This is a genomic window from Klebsiella sp. A-Nf5 (genome assembly GCF_002810545.1).
Classification (GTDB): domain Bacteria; phylum Pseudomonadota; class Gammaproteobacteria; order Enterobacterales; family Enterobacteriaceae; genus Klebsiella; species Klebsiella variicola.
The window spans coordinates 46,369-64,118 of sequence record NZ_PIOG01000031.1; the positions used below are offsets into that span (position 1 = coordinate 46,369).

Here is a 17,750-nt window from a genome sequence, read left to right on the forward strand (position 1 = left end):
AAGTGATCTCGCTAGCAATGTGAGACAAATCTCTGTGGGCGTACGGCATCTGCGCTGTTTCGATGTTGTTAAATTCTGCGTTGTGATCTAGAAACAAAATGTAACATCCTGATTACCCTACCGGTGGACCACAACAATGAATAATTCAGGGAAATACCTCATCTGGACATTGCTCTCCGTGATCGGCGCCTTTGCCCTCGGCTATATCGCCTTAAACCGGGGTGAGCAGATCAACGCGCTGTGGATTGTCGTCGCCGCGGTCTGCGTCTATCTGATCGCGTATCGTTTCTATGGTCTGTATATCGCCAAAACCGTGCTCGGCGTTGACCCGACGCGAATGACGCCGGCGGTGCGGCATAACGATGGCCTCGACTACGTTCCAACCGACAAGAAAGTGCTGTTCGGTCACCATTTTGCGGCGATTGCCGGGGCAGGACCGCTGGTGGGCCCGGTGCTCGCCGCGCAGATGGGCTACCTGCCGGGGATGATCTGGATCCTCGCCGGCGTGGTGCTGGCCGGGGCAGTACAGGACTTTATGGTGCTGTTTGTTTCGACCCGTCGCGATGGCCGCTCGCTTGGCGAACTGGTCAAAGAGGAGATGGGGCCGACCGCAGGCGTCCTGGCGCTGGTGGCTTGCTTTATGATCATGGTCATCATCCTCGCGGTCCTGGCGATGATCGTGGTGAAAGCGCTGACCCACAGCCCGTGGGGCACCTATACCGTCGCCTTTACTATTCCGCTGGCGATCTTTATGGGCATCTATATTCGTTACCTGCGTCCGGGACGCATCGGCGAGGTGTCGGTGATCGGCCTGGTGATGCTGGTGTTCGCCATCATCTCCGGCGGTTGGGTGGCGGAAAGCCCGACCTGGGCGCCGTGGTTTGATTACACCGGCGTACAGCTGACCTGGATCCTGGTGGGCTACGGCTTTATTGCCGCGGTACTGCCGGTCTGGCTGCTGCTGGCCCCGCGCGACTACCTCTCCACCTTCCTGAAAATCGGCACCATTGTTGGGCTGGCGATTGGCATTCTGATTATGCGCCCGACCCTGACCATGCCGGCGTTGACCAAGTTCGTCGACGGTACCGGCCCGGTGTGGAGCGGCAACCTGTTCCCGTTCCTGTTTATCACCATCGCCTGCGGCGCGGTCTCCGGCTTCCACGCGCTGATCTCCTCCGGCACCACGCCGAAAATGTTGGCCAACGAAGGCCAGGCCTGCTTTATCGGCTACGGCGGCATGTTGATGGAATCCTTCGTCGCCATTATGGCGCTGGTGGCGGCCTGTATCATCGACCCGGGCGTCTACTTCGCGATGAACAGCCCGATGGCGGTGCTGGCGCCGGCGGGAACCACCGATGTCGTCGCCTCGGCGGCGCAGGTGGTGAGCGGCTGGGGCTTTAGCATTACGCCTGATACGCTGCATCAGATCGCCAGTGAGGTGGGTGAACAGTCGATTATCTCCCGCGCCGGCGGCGCGCCAACCCTGGCGGTGGGGATGGCCTACATCCTGCACGGCTCGCTGGGCGGGCTGATGGATGTCTCGTTCTGGTACCACTTCGCCATTCTGTTTGAGGCGCTGTTTATCCTGACGGCGGTTGATGCCGGCACCCGCGCGGCGCGATTCATGTTGCAGGATCTGCTGGGCGTGATTAGCCCGGGGCTGAAAAAAACCAGCTCGCTGCCGGCTAACCTGCTGGCGACTGCGCTGTGCGTGCTGGCGTGGGGCTACTTCCTGCATCAGGGGGTAGTGGATCCGCTGGGCGGGATTAACACCCTGTGGCCGCTGTTCGGTATCGCCAACCAGATGCTGGCGGGGATGGCGCTGATGCTCTGCGCGGTGGTCCTGTTCAAGATGAAACGCCAGCGCTACGCGTGGGTGGCGCTGCTGCCGACCAGCTGGCTGCTGATCTGTACCCTGACCGCCGGCTGGCAGAAGTCGTTCAGCCCGGACACCAAAGTCGGTTTCCTGGCGATCGCTAATAAATTCCAGGCGATGATCGACAGCGGCACCATTCCGCCGCAATATACCGAATCACAGCTGGCGCAGCTGGTGTTTAACAACCGTCTCGATGCCGGGCTGACCATCTTCTTTATGATTGTGGTGGTGGTGCTGGCGCTGTTCTCGATTAAAACCGCGCTGGCGGCGCTGAAAGAGGACAAACCGACGGCGAAAGAGACGCCGTATGAGCCAATGCCTGAAAACCTGAACGCGATTGAGACCCAGGCGAAAGGGGCGCATTAACCGGTGTGCCGGGTGGCGGCTTCGCCTTACCCGGCCTACATTTCTGATCCTCCTTCTCCCTTTGGGAGAGGAAAACAAAAGAGAAATGACTTATGTTCGACACCCTTTCCAAAGCGGGAAAATATTTAGGCCAGGCGGCGAAGATGATGATCGGCGTGCCGGATTACGATAACTACGTCGAGCATATGCGAATAACCCACCCGGATCAGACGCCGATGACCTATGAAGAGTTCTTTCGCGAGCGCCAGGACGCGCGCTACGGCGGCAAGGGCGGGGCGAAGTGCTGTTAGCCCTCTTTGGGGAGATAGAGGCTGATTTGCTCCTGGGTACAGCCGTAAATCGCCGCCAGCTTCTCGCGGGTGCGCTTCTGCGGACGGGAGTCCAGCGCTTCCAGCTGTGACACCGCGGACTGGCTGATGCCGAGTTTAGCCGCGACCTCCTGCTGGGATAGCCCGCGCAGGATGCGCCACGCGGCCTGCAGGCTGACGTTTTCTTTATGCATCACGTCGCATACTTCGCCAGGCAGCATGACGTTATCATAGATGTCTGATTCATAAGGAATATCTTCCCAATCGTTTTCATCCTCGTCGTCGTACTCCAGCAGCGCCAGGCGCATACGAAAGTAATCACTGTAAGGAATGACGACATACTGGTCTTTTCCTTCTTCATCCTTGATGTACTGAATAGTCATATTCGGTATGTTCCTCATGAAGGTAGGTGGTGGTGGTTCTGCGTTTAACCGCCACGACGTAGCAGGTATCGCCCGGCGGATCCCCAAAGGTGTAGATGACTCTGTAATCACCTAATCGCAGCCGGTAGTGGTTTTCGGGAGAGGACAATTTTTTGATATCCGAGATAGGTGAAGCTTTATCATCCATCTTCTCCAGCCTGGATTTAATGCGGCTCTTATACCGATTATCGATTTTAGAAAATTGCTTATCTGCCGTTTTTGACCAGACAATCTTCATCTGTACCTCCACTGTACGCCCACACAAAATATAAGGAAATAATAAGACTATTAGATAAATTCCGAATTTCTTATGGGGTACTGTAGAGCGGAGAAAAAACGCAGGTAAGAGGCAAAACGCAACCCGTCGAGGCGGAGCGGGAAGGCCTCTGCCGGGTGACAGAGGCTTGCAGAAAATGTGCGATCAGGCGTTCAAACCGCCATCCACGTCCAGCCCCGTACCGGAGATCTGCCCGGCGGCCGGGCTGGCGAGGAAGGTAACCGCCGCGGCGATGTCTTCCGGCTGGCCGTAGTGACCGACCGCAATCATCTGGCGCTGGGCTTCCGCCTGTTCCCCGTCTTCCGGGTTCATATCGCTGTTGGTCGGCCCTGGATGGACAAGGTTAACGGTGATCCCGCGAGGGCCTAAATCACGCGCCAGGCCACGGGTCAGGGCGTTGAGGGCGGACTTGGTCATGGCGTAAACCGCGATGCCCGGCATGGCCACGCGGTTAGCCAGACAGCTGCCGATATTGATGATCCGTCCGCCATCGGCCATATGCACCAGCGCTTCCTGGGTGGCGATGACCACCCCACGAATATTGACGTTGATAAGCGCGTCAATGTCCGCCAGCGTCATGGATTCCAGTGGGCCGCCGCGGGCGATCCCGGCGTTGTTGACCAGAATATCCAGCCCGCCGAGGGACCGGGCCGCATGGGTGACGGCATCCTGAATCGCCTGCGCGCTGGCGCTGTCGGCCTGCACCGCCTCGCCGTGCCGACCCAGCGCCTTTATTTCATCGGCGACTGCCTGGGCTTTATCGGCCGATTTTTCATACGTAATAACCACATCGGCACCGGCGCGTGCCAGCGACAGCGCGATTGCGCGACCCAACCCACGGCTGGCGCCGGTAACCAGCGCCTTCTTACCTGTTAAATCGATCTGCATGATGACCTCGTTGCGAGAGTGGTGAGAATCATCATTAGGTATAGACGGTCGGGGTGATTAACGGCTGAAGTATTCCACCTTCTCAAACGCCGCGCGCAGAACCTCAGGGGTTAACGTCACCGGTAAATAGTGAATCGACTCGCCCGGGCGCAGGGTATGGGCAATGACCCGGTCCAGTTCTGTGCGGTTATTGATATCGACCTCCAGTGCCGCCAGGGTGGTCGGCAGGTTAAAGCGCTGATACGCCTGCACTAACTGCGCCAGCACATCGTCCTGAGCAAGCAGGGCGCTCTGTACCAGAATGCCGTAGGCGACTTTGGTACCGTGGAGGAATTTATCCGTCTGCGGCAGCACCGTCAGTCCGTTGTGCACCGCATGGGCGGCGGCGACCCGGGTGTAACGTTCCCCCAGCCCGCCAACCATCCCGCCGCCGGCGATAATCGCATCTACCACATCGCGAAACGCCTGGGTCAGATCGCCGCGGCGCTGGTCCGCCAGCGCCGTTTCGCTGCTGGCCAGCAGCACGTCGCGGATCGCCAGCGCGCCGTTAATCCCCAGCCGCACGGTGAGCGGCAGCGCCTCCGGCTGCGGCGCCAGCACCACGGCCTCATACCATTTGGCTAAGGTGTCGCCAATGCCCGCCAGCAGATACTCCGCCGGGGCGTTGAGAATGATGCGCGGCTCGACCAGCACCAGGAAGTTGGCGTCATCGAAGATCTCAAAATTCAGGGCCTGTCCGGCGTCGCTGTACCACACCGAGAGCGGCGTCCACGCCGCGCAGGTAGCGGCGATAGTCGGGATGGCCACCAGCGGTACCCCCAGGCGGCGGGCCAGCACTTTCGCGCTGTCGAGCAGCGCGCCGCCGCCGACGCCAATCACTACCGCCCGATCGTCACCGGAGGCCTGCACCAGCTCCGCCACGTCGCGTTCGCTGCAGTGGCCGGTAAAGCGGATCTTTTTTGCCTCCGGCAGGTGGAAGGCCGCCGGCAGAAAAGGTTCGGCACCGGCCAGGGCGCGCTCGCCATAGACCCACACCGCCCGCGAGAGCTGGTCGGCGCTGAAAAAATCGCTCAGCCGCTCAAGGCTGCCAGGGTGGGAGAAATAGTTGGCCGGGCCGGGTACGACGCGGATGTCGCTGTTGCTCATGGAAGCTGTCCTTATAGGTGTTGGGCTAAACTGATGTTATGTCTGGACATCCAGATGGCTAATATTATTTCGTTGTATCTTATGCTTTTTACGCAGTTGTCAGCCAGCGGCGGCTATGAAAAATTCGTTAAATCAGAAGATTAATTACCGCACGGGAACAGTGATGAGCGCGAACCGCCTTGAGATGCATAACATTAGCCTGGCCTTCTCCGGCTTTCAGGCACTGAACAAGGTGGACTTTACCCTTCATGGCGGGTCGGTGCATGCCCTGACCGGGGCCAACGGCGCGGGTAAGTCGACGTTGATGGCCGTGCTGTGCGGGACGCATGCTCACTATCAGGGCGAGGTGACGATCAACGATCAGCCGGTCACCATTCGTTCGCCGCGGGATGCTAAACAGTTGGGGATCCACCTGGTACAGCAGGAGGTGGATGTGGCGCTGGTACCGGGCCTGAGCATTGCGGAAAACATCATGCTGGACAGGCTGGCGGAGCCGGGCATGGCGTTTCGCTGGTCGCGGGTTCGGCAGCTGGCGCGCGAGGCGCTGGCGCAGCTGGACGTGGCGCTGGACGTCAGACGCTCCATTGACAGCTGCACGCTCGCCGAAAAACAGCAAATCCTGCTGGCCCGCGCCCTGTCGCATCATTGCCGCTTTTTGATTCTGGATGAGCCCACCGCGCCGCTGGATCAGCATGAAAGTGAGCGCCTGTTTGCGGTAGTACGCCGTCTGCAGCAGCAGGGGATCGGGGTGGTGTTTATTTCGCATCGTATCCATGAACTGAAGGCAATCTGCGACACCCTGACGGTGCTGCGCGACGGGCGGCTGATTGAAAGCGGCCCGATGGCGCCGCTGAGCGGCGAACAGATTGTCGAAAAGATGCTGGGCCACGAGCTGAGCGATATCTTCCCGCCGCCGCGCCCGCCGCACGGCGAAGAGGTGCTGCTGCAGATTGACGGTTTGCATGATGAGGCGCTGCTGCAGGATATTTCGCTGCGCCTGCGGAAGGGGGAAATTCTTGGTATCGCCGGGCTGGCCGGCGCGGGCAAAACCGAGCTGTGCAAAGCGCTGTTCGGCGCCAGCAAAAGCCGGGTGCAGCGTGGCGAGCTGAACGGCCAGCCGTGGCGACCGCGCGATCCAGCCGACTCGGTGGGGCGCGGCCTGGCGCTGGTCCCGGAGGAGCGGCGCAAAGAGGGCATTTTCATCGAAGAGCCGATCGCGATGAACCTGGCGGTCAGCGCCGATAACAGCTTTTCGCGCTGGAGCCTGTTTGGCCATCGGCAGGCCTGGCGCTGGGCGGAGGAGGTGATTGCCCGCCTCGGCGTGCGCGCCACTGGCCCGGGGCAGACGCTGCGCCGTCTTTCCGGCGGCAATCAGCAGAAGGTGGCCATTGGCAAATGGCTGCGCAGTCATGCCAATGTTTTGATTTTTGACGAACCGACCAAAGGGGTCGATGTGAAAGCGAAAACCGATCTGTTCATGCTGATCGATGGTCTGGCGCGGGAAGGCAAAGGGGTGATTTATGCCTCGGGTGAATTCGCCGAGCTGGTCGGTTTATGCGACCGCATCTGCGTGCTATGGGACGGACGGATTGTGGCGGAGATCCCCGGCGCGGAAGCCCGGGAAGAGACGTTGCTTTATTATTCAACCGGAGGAGCGGCAGCGTGAGCAAGGCCCTGGCAGTAAACGCGACGGTATCGGGCCGTCAGCGATTTTTTGATTTTCTCTATAAGTGGGGCATGTTGCTGACCGTGGTGCTGCTGGTGGCGGTCTTTGGCCTCGCCTCGGACAACTTCCTTGATCCGTTCAACATCATCAACATTCTGCGCTCGATCGCGATTGTCACGGTGATTGCCATCGGGGTGTCGATTTCTCTCACCATTGGCGGCTTTGATCTGTCGGTGGGATCGACGGCATCGCTGGCTAACGCGCTGGTGATTTCCCTGTTTGTCTGGCATGGCCTGGGGACCACCGAAGCGATTCTGATCACCCTCGCGCTCTGCACCTTGGTGGGGCTGTTTAACGCCTTTCTGATCGTGGTGCTGCGCATTCCTGACATGCTCGCCACCCTGGCCAGCCTGTTTGTGATTCAGGGCGTGGCGATGACCTACAGCTACGGCGGTTCGATTACTGAAAACATGGTGCTGCCGAGCGGCGAGATGGCGGAAGGCACTATCCCGGCGGGCTTTGGCGCGCTGGGGCAGGTGCCGACCATCGTCATCATCATGCTGGTGGTGACGCTGGTCGCCCAGCTGGCGCTGTCGTTCACCACCCACGGACGGCGGATGTACGCCATCGGCGGCAACCCGGAGGCCGCGCGGCTCTCCGGCCTGCGGATCACGCGTTACAAAGTCGCAGCATACGTGATTGCCTCGCTGCTGGCCGGGCTGGGCGGCATTCTGCTGGCCTCGCGTATCGGATCCTCGCAGGTCAACGCCGGCGGCGGCTATCTGATGGACGCGGTGGCGGCGGCCTGGATCGGCTTTTCGCTGGCGGGCTCCGGTAAACCGAACGCCCTGGGGACGCTGGTGGGGGCGGTGATCCTCGGCGTGCTCTCCAACGGGCTGGTGATGCTCTCGGTGCCGTATTACGCGATGGACATTATTAAAGGGTTGGTCCTGGCTGGCGCGCTGGCACTGACCTATTTTCAGCGCCGTACTTAACATTTTACAGGGTAAACAGCATGAAAAAGATCGCACTCTCTCTGATGACGCTGGGTCTGCTGCAGTCGACGGCGGCGCTGGCCACTGCCCCGACGCCGGTGCCGGCGGCGATTGCCGAGCACAGCGGCCCGATCCGTATTGCGGTGATCCGCAACCTGGGGTCTGACGATAACACCACCCAGTTTGTCTCCGGGGCGCTGCAGGAAGGCAAAAAGCTCGGTTTCAAAATCAGCACCTTCCTGAGCAACGGCGATGACGCCAAATTCCAGGACTTCGTCAACCAGGCCATCAGCCAGAAATACGATGGCATTATTCTCTCCCAGGGGCGTGACCCGTATTCCACCGCCCTGGTGAAGAAGGCGGTGGATGCCGGGATCAAAGTGGCGGTGTTCGATACCGCGGTGAGCGGTGAGATCCCAGGGGTGACGGTCAGTCAGCAGGATGACGCGTCGCTGACCGAGCTCTCTTTTGGCCAGCTGGTGAAAGACTTCAACGGCAAGGCCAACATCGTCAAGTTGTGGGTGGCGGGCTTCCCGCCGATGGAGCGCCGTCAGGCGGATTACCAGACGCTGCTGAAGCAAAATCCGGGGATTAAAGAGCTGGAGTCGATCGGCGCCGTGTCATCCGATGTGCAGGGCGACACTGCCAACAAGGTGGGGGCGATCCTCGCCAAGTATCCGAAAGGGAAAATCGACGCGATCTGGGGCACCTGGGATGCCTTTAGCCAGGGGGCCTATAAAGCGCTGAAAGAGAATGGCCGCACCGAGATCAAACTCTACAGCATTGATATTTCCAACCAGGATCTGCAGCTGATGCGCGAAGCCGGCAGCCCATGGAAGGTGAGCGTGGCGGTGGATCCGAAGCTTATCGGCGCGACCAACGTGCGGCTGATCGCCAATAAGATCGCCGGCGAGCCGACGCCAGCCACCTACGACTTCAAGGCGGCGGCGATCCCGCAGGCGCTGCTGGCGGCCCAGCCGGGGGCGGTGAACGTGGCGTCGCTGGGGAAAATTATCCCTGGCTGGGGCCAGACCGAAGACTTTATCGCGCCGTGGTTCGCGACGCTGGAAGCGAAAAACAAATAAAATCAAGCCGGGTGGCGGTGGGCGGCGGCCTGGTGCCCTCACCCCGGCCCTCTTCTGCAGGGAGAGGGGGAAAACCATGCCACCGGGCGAGAGGGATCCCCTATGTCAGCATTACCTTCCCCCGAATACAGCCGCAATATGCGGCTGATTGGCCATAGCGATCAGGGCGGTCGTCCGGACGGCGTGCAGCTGATGGTGCACCGCGGATTCGCCTATATCGGCCATATGGTGTCGCAGGGCTTTTCCGTGGTCGATGTTCGCGATCCGACCCGGCCTACCACCGTCAACTATATTGCCGCGCCGCCGGGCACCTGGAACGTGCATCTGCAGGCGCATGACGATCTGCTGCTGGTGATCAACGCCCGGGATCTGTTTGCCGACGCCCGTTTTGCTGATGAGAAGGTCTACTACACCCGCTCGGTGGGCGACACGGTCAGCGATGTGCAGGACAAGGGCTGGAGCGCCGGGCTGCGCATCTTTGATATTTCCACTCCCGCGCAGCCGCGGGAAATCAGTTTCCTGTCGCTTAACGGCATCGGTATTCACCGCATCTGGTACGTCGGCGGCCGCTGGGCGTATGTGTCCGCGTTGATCGACGGTTTTACTGACTACATCTTCCTGACCATCGATCTGGCCGATCCGCGTAAGCCCGAAGTGGCCGGGCGCTGGTGGCTGCCGGGGATGCACCAGGCGGGCGGTGAAACACCGGACTGGCCGCAGGGCAAACGCTATGCGCTGCATCACGCCATTATTGCCGGGGATACCGCCTACGGCAGCTGGCGCGACGGCGGCCTGACGCTGCTGGATGTCAAAGACCGTACCCAGCCGACGCTGATTAGCCATCGCAACTGGAGCCCGCCGTTCGGCGGCGGGACGCATACCGCGCTGCCGCTACCGGATCGTGACCTGCTGGTGGTGCTGGATGAAGCGGTGCTCGACAATCAGGAGGACGGTGAGAAGCTGATCTGGCTGTTTGATATCCGCGAGCCGTCAAACCCGGTGAGCATCGCCACGTTCCCGCCGCCGGATGAAATCGACTATGTGGCGAAAGGGGCGCATTTCGGCCCGCACAACCTGCATGAGAATCGTCCCGGCAGCTTTGTCAGCTCGACGCTTATCTTCGCCACTTATCAGAATGCCGGCGTGCGGGCTTACGATATATCTAACCCGTATCGTCCGCTGGAGACCGGGGCGCTGGTGCCGGCGGCGCCGAAGACGATGATGGATACCCGTCCCGGCCGCCCGCAGGTGATCCAGTCCTGTGACGTGTTTGTCGATGCGCAGGGCATTATCTACAGCACCGATTATAACGGCGGGCTGTCGGTGATTGAATATCTGGGATGAGGGCAAGATAAACGCAAAATGGTGCTCGCATTTCTGCCGGGTGGCGGCTTTCGCCTTACCCGGCCTACGAAAGACTGCAATATCAAACCGTTATGCAGTTATCTGTAGGCCCGCGCAAGCGCAGCGCCGCCGGGCAAACCCTGAAGATTGCACTTTTTTAGGGTGTGCTCCCTCTCCCTATGGGAGAGGGCCGGGGTGAGGGAAAACAGGCGCACTCAGCTGTACTGGCGTACCCGCGCCAGCAGCTCGTCGACGCTGTCGATACGCTCGGCCAGTACAATCAGCGCTTTGCCGAGGGTAATGGCGTGGCGCAGGCATTCATGGCGCATGGCGTCGTCCTGGATAGTGTCGATATCCGCGACGTGCGACAGCCCGACGCTGCGGCGGATCAGTTCGCTGCCGCAGAAGCCAACCGCGTCGGCCCAGACTTTCTTCAGAAAGGCGGAGGCGTAGCCGGGGTAAGCCAGCGCCGCGTCGCGGGTTTTCTCCGCCGCCAGCGCCTGGAAGCGTTCGGCGAAGGTGGTCCACAGCTGGTGGATATCGTTCAGTCGCTGCTCGCGCGCGGCGGCGGCGTCGCGAATGCCGAGCTGGCCCGGCAGGCCGCAGTAGTTAAGCAGCAGGTTGCCGATAGCGGTGCCGATATCGAAACCAATGGGGCCGAAATAGCCGAACTCGGCGTCGATGGCCTTCAGGCTGCCTTCGGCAACGAAGATCGACCCGCTGTGGATATCGCCGTGCAGCAGCGCTTCCGCATGGGCAAAGAAACGGTGCTTCAGCGCCGCCACAGCCAGCTTTAACTGCGCGTCGTCGCGCAGGGCGGCAACATCGGCCTCCAGCTCCGCCGGGTAGTTATTGCGCTCGTGGATCTGATACGGGTCGTTAAAGAACAGATCCTCGGTGATCTCGCACATCGCCGGGTTACTAAACTGCGCCACCTGCGCTTTTTTCTCGTGGGGATGGAGATAGAAATCGCTGGTGTGAAACAGCACCTGCGCCAGATAGTCGCCAAGCTGGCGGGCCGCCTGCGGGTAGTAGACGTTAGCGATAAGCTCCCCGCGCCAGATACGGTGGTCGGAAAGATCTTCCATCACCATCACCGCCAGCTCGGGATCAAAGTGATGGATTTTTACCGTGTGCTGCGGGCTGTGCTGATAGTGGGCGACCAGGGTCTGCGCTTCCAGACGGGCACGGTCGAGGGTCAGCGGCCAGGATTCGCCGACACAGCGCACGTAGGGCAGGGCCTGTTTGACGATAACCCGGCTGACGCCCTGGCGATCGAACACTTTAAACACCAGATTGAGGTTGCCATCGCCCACTTCCTGCGCGCTGACCAGCTCCGATGGGTTGTCGATGCCGGCGAACTGTTGCGCGTAAGCCACGGCATCGTGGGCGGTGAAGGTATGGTATTGCGACATTGCCTCGATCCTCGAATTCTGATTAAGCCGTTCAGACGTCTATACTTCTGGATTCCATCCTGACACAATGTGATACAACAACGCAACAGGGATTTAACGACATGCAGACATTACAGACCACCAGCCTGCGGGTGAGTGAAAATCAGCTTTTTATTCTCGACCAGCAGGCCTTGCCGCAGGAAAAACGCTGGCTGGCGGCGGATAACGTTGCGCTGCTGGTGGACCATATTCACGCCCTGCGGGTGCGCGGCGCGCCGTTGATTGGCCTGTCCGCCAGCCTGCTGCTGGCTCTGCTGGCCCAGCGCGGACTGAACCGGGATGAACTCCAGCAGGCGCTGGAGACGCTGCGCGCGGCGCGGCCGACGGCGGTCAACCTGATGAATAATCTGGATCGCATGAAGCAGGCGCTGGCCCGGGAAGATTACCCGCAGGCGCTGGAAGTGGAAGCCCTGCGTCTGGTCGAAGAAGATAAACAGCTGTGCGACCGCATCGCTGAGGCGGGCAGTGCGCTGGTGAAGTCCGGTAGTCGACTGCTGACCCACTGCAACACCGGCGGCCTGGCGACCGCCGGGGTGGGGACCGCCCTGGGGGTTATCGCGCTGGCGCACCGGCAGGGAAAGGTGGCCAACGTGTGGGTCGATGAAACCCGGCCGTTGCTGCAGGGCGGACGTTTAACCGCCTGGGAGCTGGGCGAACTGGGCGTGCCGTATCAGCTGATCACCGATTCAATGGCCGCCAGCCTGATGGCGCAGGGGCAGGTGGACGCAGTGTGGGTCGGCGCCGACCGTATCGCTGCCAACGGCGACGTGGCGAATAAAATCGGCACCTACTCTCTGGCGGTTTTGGCCCATTATCACCAGATCCCGTTTTACGTCGCTGCCCCGCAGACCACCCTCGACCGCTATTGCCCGAACGGCGCGGCGATCCCCATTGAGCAGCGCGCCGCGGCGGAAGTGACCGGGGTGGCGGGCAGCTTCGGCGCGGTACAGTGGGCGCCGACGGGGGCTGCCGTTTACAATCCGGCGTTCGACGTCACGCCTGCTGGGCTGATAAGCGGCTGGGTGCTGGACAGCGGGGTGGTCACCCCGGCGCAGGTCGCCGCCGGGGCGTTTGCGCCGGACAACGGATAGCAGACACCGTGCCGGGCCTGGAAAAAACGGCTTTCCCGGGCCCGCGCCGCTACGGCAGAACCATCGTTATCGTGGGGGCGGACGGCCGGTCGATACGCTGACCGAGGGCGGTAATAGCTGCCTGGAAGGGACACAGCGTACCGACGTCGGTCTGACGGCAGCCCGGCTGACGCCACTCCTGACGCAGCATCGGGTGCTGCGCGTCCGGCGTCTGCAGACGACGCAGGTCGTCGAGGCCTTGCGCCTGGAAATAGACCCGCAGATAGCGTTCCCCGCTCTTCGCGTTGCGCCAGCGCTCCAGCACCAGGCTACTGCCCGGCGGGATATTTCCCCGGCTGTAGCCCGGCAGCTGCCAGCTAAAGTTCATCAGCGTACGCACCATGGCGATATTGGTGTCATGCGCCACCAGCAGCAGCCAGCGTACGTTCGGGGTCGCCTCCGGTTTGACGCCGTCGAGCATGGCGTTGAGCAGCACCGACCCGCGTTTTTGCGCGGTATACAACACATCGTTACTCAGATCGTAGTTTTCCGTTAACAGCGGCAGCAGGGCAGTGATCTGACTGGCCTGGGTGATCTTGCCCCACGCCAGCTGGCTGAGAGGCAGGTTTTCACTCCAGCCGAGGCGCAGCGTTTCCACCATGTTGGCCATCACGCTCAGTCCGCTAATGGTGGTTTTCCCGCTTTTGCTCTGCTCGACCTGCCAGGGGGTGTCGAAGATCGGGCAGGGTTTATCGGCCTGACAAACCGCCTGTTTCAATAGCTGGATGGCTGGCGCCAGCGCCTGCCGACGCTGCGCCAGATCCCCGGCCTTCTCTTTTACCGCCGCCAGCTGACGGGCGGGGTCGGTCTGCGTGGCGGCGAACTTGTCGGTCTGAAACAGGGGATCGGCGTCCCCGCTGACGTAATGGATAGCGACGCCGCAGCCGGGGAAGGCGCCATCCACCAGCGCCTGGGCGGTCGCTCGCGTCCGCTGCAGCGGGCTGGCGCGCACGTAAATCGACTCCGCCGTCGGGCATCCCGCCTGCAGCAGGCCGAGCTGGCGATAGTGCTGGCCTTCCTCACGCCCTTTGTTAACCACGGCGGCATAGCCATGGCCGGTGAGCTCGCCGTCATGGGTGGTCCACTCGGTCCACGGTCGTCCGGTGGCGGCCTCGATGGCTTCCCGGTTACCGGCCGTCGGCGGGCGGATACCGTGGCGGCTGAGCTCGACCACTTTCTCCAGTTGCCAGTCCGCGGCGGCGGCAGATTGCAGCGCCAGCAGCGGCAGCGCGCAGGCGATAAACAGGCGTAACAGCCCCTGATGTCTTGCAGGCATCATATCTTCTTCCTTATTCGTTAATCGGTTATGAGGAGAACGAGGTCTGCCGTTCGACGGCATGGCGTCGGGCGACGATGGCGGCAGTGGTAAAACAGAGTAGCGCGGAACCCAGACCGGTACCCACCCAGAACAGCGCCAGCGTGCTGAAATCATACAGCGTTTTGCCGTTCTCGAGGATCGCCGTTTTATCAATAATGATCCCGGTGAGAAACTCGCCCAGGCCGGCCCCGGCGTAGCTGGCGATGCCGATGGTGCCGAGCGCGGCCCCGGCGGCTTTGCGCGAGGAGATATCGACGGCAATCAGCCCGCCGAGGAAGCAGGTCAGGGCGCCAATGGTGGCCCCGAAGATAACCATCGCCAGAATGTCAGTGTAATAATTGTGCGGCGACCAGAGCATCAGGGCGAAGCCGGCGGTGTTCAGCAGGCTGATAAACCCGGCCATCACGCTGCGGTTGCGCGGGAAAAAGCGGTCGGAGAGCATGCCGGCGATGATGGTCCCGGCGATCCCGGCGATGGCGTTGACGCCGATAATCCCGGACGCCTCCAGCGTGGAATAGGCTTTATCCTGCTCGAGAAAGAAGATCCCCCACGAGTTGACGGCGTAGCGGTCGATGTACATAAAGGCGGAGGCGAGGGCGAGGGTCCACAGCGCCGGGTTGCGCAGCGCCAGCAGCTGGTTTTTAAACACCGAGCCGCGCGCTTCGGCCTCCTCCTGCGGTTCATCGCGGATGACGTTGATGGACGGGAAGCCGCTGCTCTGCGGCGAATCGTGCATGAACAGCACCAGCAGCACCACCCCGGCGGCGCCGAGCGCGGCGGTGGACAGGTAGCCCATCTGCCAGCCAAATCCGGCGATCACCGCGGCGATCACCATATAGGTCACCGCCTCGCCGATATTATGCGCCGTCGACCAGATGCCATAGAAGGTGCCGCGCTCCTTAACGCCGTACCAGCGCGCCAGTGAGACCGCGCAGGGGCCGACGCCCATCGACTGGGCCCAGCCGTTGATCCCCCAGAAGATGGCCAGCAGCAGGGCGTTAGTGGTCATCCCCATCATCAGGTTCATCCCGGCGCTGAGCAATAAACCGAGGCTCATATAGCGCACCACGTTGGCGTGATCGGCGATAAAGCCGTTGACCAGTTTGCCGATGGCGTAGCTGAAGAACAGGGTAGAGCCGATCATGCCCAGCTCCGTCGGGGTGATCCCCAGCTCCACCAGCGCGCTTTTGGCGACGGTGAATGATAAACGGCAGACGTAAAAGGTCACGTAGGCCAGGGTCATGGCGATAAAGGTTTGCCAGCGCACCCGGCGAAAACGGTGTTCATCAAACGCGGCGCCCGCTTTCGGCGGCGACGCCCGGAAAAAAGCGATAATTCCAGACATAGGTGGTTCTCCGCAGGTCGGAGGCGTGACTGATTGATGTGGTTCGTCCGTGAGTGAAGTTATCGTTACTGTGTAGAGTACATAATCAGAGATAGCCTGACCCGTAAGGGTTAATGTAAGGGTTGTGGGATCATCTTTTTCAGCTGCGGGTACAGCGTCTGGCTGGCCAGCAGCAGCGGATTGCCGCGCTGGATCCCCTCCTGCGCCAGAAAATCGTTGCTGGCGCCGCCCGCTTCGCGCATCAGCACCAGCCCCGGCAGGGCGTCCCACGGGTTCATGTGCGGCTCGTAGTAGCCAATCAACCGGCCAGCCGCCGCCCAGGCGCTCATCAACGCCCCGGAACCGTTGCGGATAAACATGCCGCCGTCGCTGAGCAGCGCCTGCAGAAACGGCAGAAAGTCCGCCGGGGTGACGCGATGCGAGGTGCCGACGCCCATCACGCCCTCTTTGACCGTCGCCCCAGGGTGCGGACGGATCGGGGCGTCGTTGAGCCAGGCGCCATGGCCCCGCAGGGCGTGAAACAGCTCGCGATGGTTGGGGTCGTAGACCACGCCGATGACCGGTTCGCCGTCGGCGACGATCGCCAGCGACAGGCACCAGGCATGCAGGCCGTTGAGGAAACAGCTTGTGCCATCGATGGGGTCGACCACCCACAGGATCCGGGCGTCAGGCAGGCGGGTGCCGCTCTCTTCGCCGAGAAAGCCATCTTGCGGAAACGCGCTCTGAATGCGCTGTTTGACAAAGGCCTCCACCCGTTTGTCGGCCACGCTGACCACATCCTGCAGGTCATCGCCTTTATGGTCGACTGTCAGCGCCTCGCGCTGTTGATAGTATTCAAACGCCAGCTCAGCCCCCGCCTTCGCCAGCTCGCAGGCCAGACGGTAGCGGGCCTGTAGCGCTTCTGATTCCTGAGATTGCATAGTGACTCCCTATTTTGCACACGTGTGCATTTTGCGTGAAAAAAACAGCCCCGAAGGGCCGAATGAGTGTGGCCGGGTTTCGCAGAAGATTCTGTGATCGCTCCAGCATAAAATGATTTTTTCATTTAGCGCTATGACGAATAATTAGTTTCACTGGCACTTCGCGATGGCGTGAGGGCAGGCTGAAGCGGGCGATCCGCGTCATCAACAGATCCACCGCGTGGTGCGCCAGCAGGGCGGTATTCTGCTGGACGGTGGTGAGCTGATAGGGCTGCCAGTCCGCCTGCGGGATATCGTCAAAACCGACGATGGCCGGCAGCGGGGCGGGGGCGTCCCGCAGGCCATCCAGGGCGCCCAGCGCCAGCATATCGGTGGCGCAGAACAGCGCCTGCACCCCGGGGTTTTCAGCAACCAATTCTCTGGCGGCCTGGTAGCCGGCCTGATAGCCGCCGCCGTCGCAGAAGCGGCTGCTCACCGTCATACCCGACGTCCGGGCGATAAAAGCCTCATAGCGCTCGCGGGTGCTGAAGTTCTCGCGATTTTCGCCAATAAAGCCAACCTGCTGCCAGCCTCGACGACTGAACAGATCCGCCACCAGCTTCGCCCCCTGGGCGTTATCGCTGCACACCCGGTCGCAGCCGGCGAGGTCCGCATGACGGTTGATCAGGGTGACCGGGATCTTGCGCGCCAGATACTCTTCCGCCAGCGACAGCGGCGGCGCGCCGGAGGTGATGATCACCCCGGCGACGTGATAGCTCAGCAGTTGTTTAAGCGAGGGGGCGAGCTGCTGCGGATCGTCAGCGTTCATCAGCAGCGGCATAAAGCCATTGAGCGCCAGCTGATGGACCAGCGGCGCCAGCAGTTTGCTGCGAAACGGGTTGTCGAAACCGGCGGTGACGATGCCGATAAAATTACTGCTGCCAGTGATCATCGTCCGGGCGATGATATTCACCTGATAGCCCAGGGCTTCCGCGGCGCTCAGCACCTTCTGCCGGGTCTTCTCCGACACCGAGGCGCCGGGGGTGAAGGTGCGGGAGACCGCCGAGCGCGAGACGCCGGCCAGTCTGGCCACGTCCTCGGCCTTAATCCATTTTTTATCGCTCATCGTCGTTTCGCGCCGTCTGTTATCCAGGAAGCCGACGCCCGGGCGGGCGTCGGTCACGCACACTGCCTGAAAAGGTATCACAGAAAGGCGTCGTCGCGCAGCGCC

16 protein-coding genes are annotated in these 17,750 nt (G+C 61.4%); 7 read left to right on the forward strand and 9 right to left on the reverse strand.

Going from position 1 to position 17,750, the window contains the following annotated elements; genetic code table 11:
• Nucleotides 1-136 precede the first annotated feature (136 nt).
• Both cstA and CWM53_RS03835 read left to right on the forward strand, forming a co-directional pair.
• Nucleotides 137-2,242, forward strand: a complete 2,106-nt coding sequence (gene cstA / locus CWM53_RS03830; protein WP_100729344.1) for a pyruvate/proton symporter CstA — start codon at nucleotides 137-139, stop codon at nucleotides 2,240-2,242.
• A gap of 92 nt (nucleotides 2,243-2,334) precedes the next feature.
• Nucleotides 2,335-2,532 (forward strand): YbdD/YjiX family protein, encoded by a 198-nt coding sequence (locus CWM53_RS03835; RefSeq protein WP_002893903.1) that lies wholly within the window; start codon nucleotides 2,335-2,337, stop codon nucleotides 2,530-2,532.
• Here CWM53_RS03835 and CWM53_RS03840 read toward each other — a convergent pair.
• The 4 genes from CWM53_RS03840 to CWM53_RS03855 all read right to left on the reverse strand — a co-directional run bounded on the left by CWM53_RS03840 (nucleotide 2,529) and on the right by CWM53_RS03855 (nucleotide 5,283).
• Nucleotides 2,529-2,933, reverse strand: coding sequence for a helix-turn-helix domain-containing protein (locus tag CWM53_RS03840; RefSeq protein ID WP_002893905.1), 405 nt, complete (start codon nucleotides 2,931-2,933; stop codon nucleotides 2,529-2,531). The genes CWM53_RS03835 and CWM53_RS03840 overlap by 4 nt on opposite strands.
• Nucleotides 2,908-3,210 carry a type II toxin-antitoxin system RelE family toxin gene (locus CWM53_RS03845; RefSeq protein ID WP_061155386.1) on the reverse strand — a complete coding sequence of 101 codons (303 nt, stop codon included), beginning with the start codon at nucleotides 3,208-3,210 and terminating at the stop codon, nucleotides 2,908-2,910. Before CWM53_RS03845 ends, CWM53_RS03840 begins: the two co-directional genes overlap by 26 nt.
• A gap of 183 nt (nucleotides 3,211-3,393) precedes the next feature.
• Nucleotides 3,394-4,137, reverse strand: coding sequence for an SDR family NAD(P)-dependent oxidoreductase (locus CWM53_RS03850; protein ID WP_012968723.1), 744 nt, complete (start codon nucleotides 4,135-4,137; stop codon nucleotides 3,394-3,396).
• A gap of 57 nt (nucleotides 4,138-4,194) precedes the next feature.
• Nucleotides 4,195-5,283: an oxidoreductase gene (locus tag CWM53_RS03855; protein ID WP_074386572.1), complete on the reverse strand. Its 1,089-nt coding sequence runs from the start codon at nucleotides 5,281-5,283 to the stop codon at nucleotides 4,195-4,197.
• A 163-nt stretch (nucleotides 5,284-5,446) separates the two neighbouring features.
• Between CWM53_RS03855 and CWM53_RS03860 the strand changes: the two genes are divergently transcribed.
• From CWM53_RS03860 to CWM53_RS03875, 4 genes are all read left to right on the forward strand, one after another.
• Nucleotides 5,447-6,949, forward strand: a complete 1,503-nt coding sequence (locus CWM53_RS03860; RefSeq protein WP_074386571.1) for a sugar ABC transporter ATP-binding protein — start codon at nucleotides 5,447-5,449, stop codon at nucleotides 6,947-6,949.
• Nucleotides 6,946-7,944: an ABC transporter permease gene (locus tag CWM53_RS03865; protein ID WP_012968720.1), complete on the forward strand. Its 999-nt coding sequence runs from the start codon at nucleotides 6,946-6,948 to the stop codon at nucleotides 7,942-7,944. The genes CWM53_RS03860 and CWM53_RS03865 overlap by 4 nt, the downstream gene beginning before the upstream one ends.
• A gap of 20 nt (nucleotides 7,945-7,964) precedes the next feature.
• Complete coding sequence (locus CWM53_RS03870; protein WP_100729343.1) at nucleotides 7,965-9,029, forward strand: sugar ABC transporter substrate-binding protein; 1,065 nt, start codon at nucleotides 7,965-7,967, stop codon at nucleotides 9,027-9,029.
• Between the two features lie 102 nt (nucleotides 9,030-9,131).
• On the forward strand, nucleotides 9,132-10,373 hold the full coding sequence (locus CWM53_RS03875) for an LVIVD repeat-containing protein (RefSeq protein ID WP_012968719.1): 1,242 nt from the start codon (nucleotides 9,132-9,134) through the stop codon (nucleotides 10,371-10,373).
• Nucleotides 10,374-10,588: 215 nt separating this feature from the next.
• Here CWM53_RS03875 and mtnK read toward each other — a convergent pair whose 3' ends face one another.
• Entirely contained in the window at nucleotides 10,589-11,788 is a 1,200-nt protein-coding gene (gene mtnK / locus CWM53_RS03880) for an S-methyl-5-thioribose kinase (protein WP_074386568.1), read from the reverse strand.
• Between the two features lie 101 nt (nucleotides 11,789-11,889).
• Here mtnK and mtnA point away from each other — a divergent pair, with 101 nt between their 5' ends.
• Entirely contained in the window at nucleotides 11,890-12,918 is a 1,029-nt protein-coding gene (gene mtnA / locus CWM53_RS03885; protein ID WP_074386567.1) for an S-methyl-5-thioribose-1-phosphate isomerase, read from the forward strand.
• A 49-nt stretch (nucleotides 12,919-12,967) separates the two neighbouring features.
• Here the strand turns inward: mtnA and CWM53_RS03890 are convergent, their stop codons facing one another.
• From CWM53_RS03890 to CWM53_RS03905, 4 genes are all read right to left on the reverse strand, one after another.
• On the reverse strand, nucleotides 12,968-14,236 hold the full coding sequence (locus tag CWM53_RS03890; RefSeq protein WP_061155380.1) for a histidine phosphatase family protein: 1,269 nt from the start codon (nucleotides 14,234-14,236) through the stop codon (nucleotides 12,968-12,970).
• Between the two features lie 25 nt (nucleotides 14,237-14,261).
• Nucleotides 14,262-15,620 (reverse strand): MFS transporter, encoded by a 1,359-nt coding sequence (locus CWM53_RS03895; protein ID WP_100631562.1) that lies wholly within the window; start codon nucleotides 15,618-15,620, stop codon nucleotides 14,262-14,264.
• Between the two features lie 110 nt (nucleotides 15,621-15,730).
• Nucleotides 15,731-16,540, reverse strand: a complete 810-nt coding sequence (locus CWM53_RS03900; protein ID WP_074386565.1) for an inositol monophosphatase family protein — start codon at nucleotides 16,538-16,540, stop codon at nucleotides 15,731-15,733.
• 121 nt (nucleotides 16,541-16,661) lie between these two features.
• Nucleotides 16,662-17,612 carry a LacI family DNA-binding transcriptional regulator gene (locus CWM53_RS03905; RefSeq protein ID WP_165785014.1) on the reverse strand — a complete coding sequence of 317 codons (951 nt, stop codon included), beginning with the start codon at nucleotides 17,610-17,612 and terminating at the stop codon, nucleotides 16,662-16,664.
• Nucleotides 17,613-17,750 lie beyond the last annotated feature (138 nt).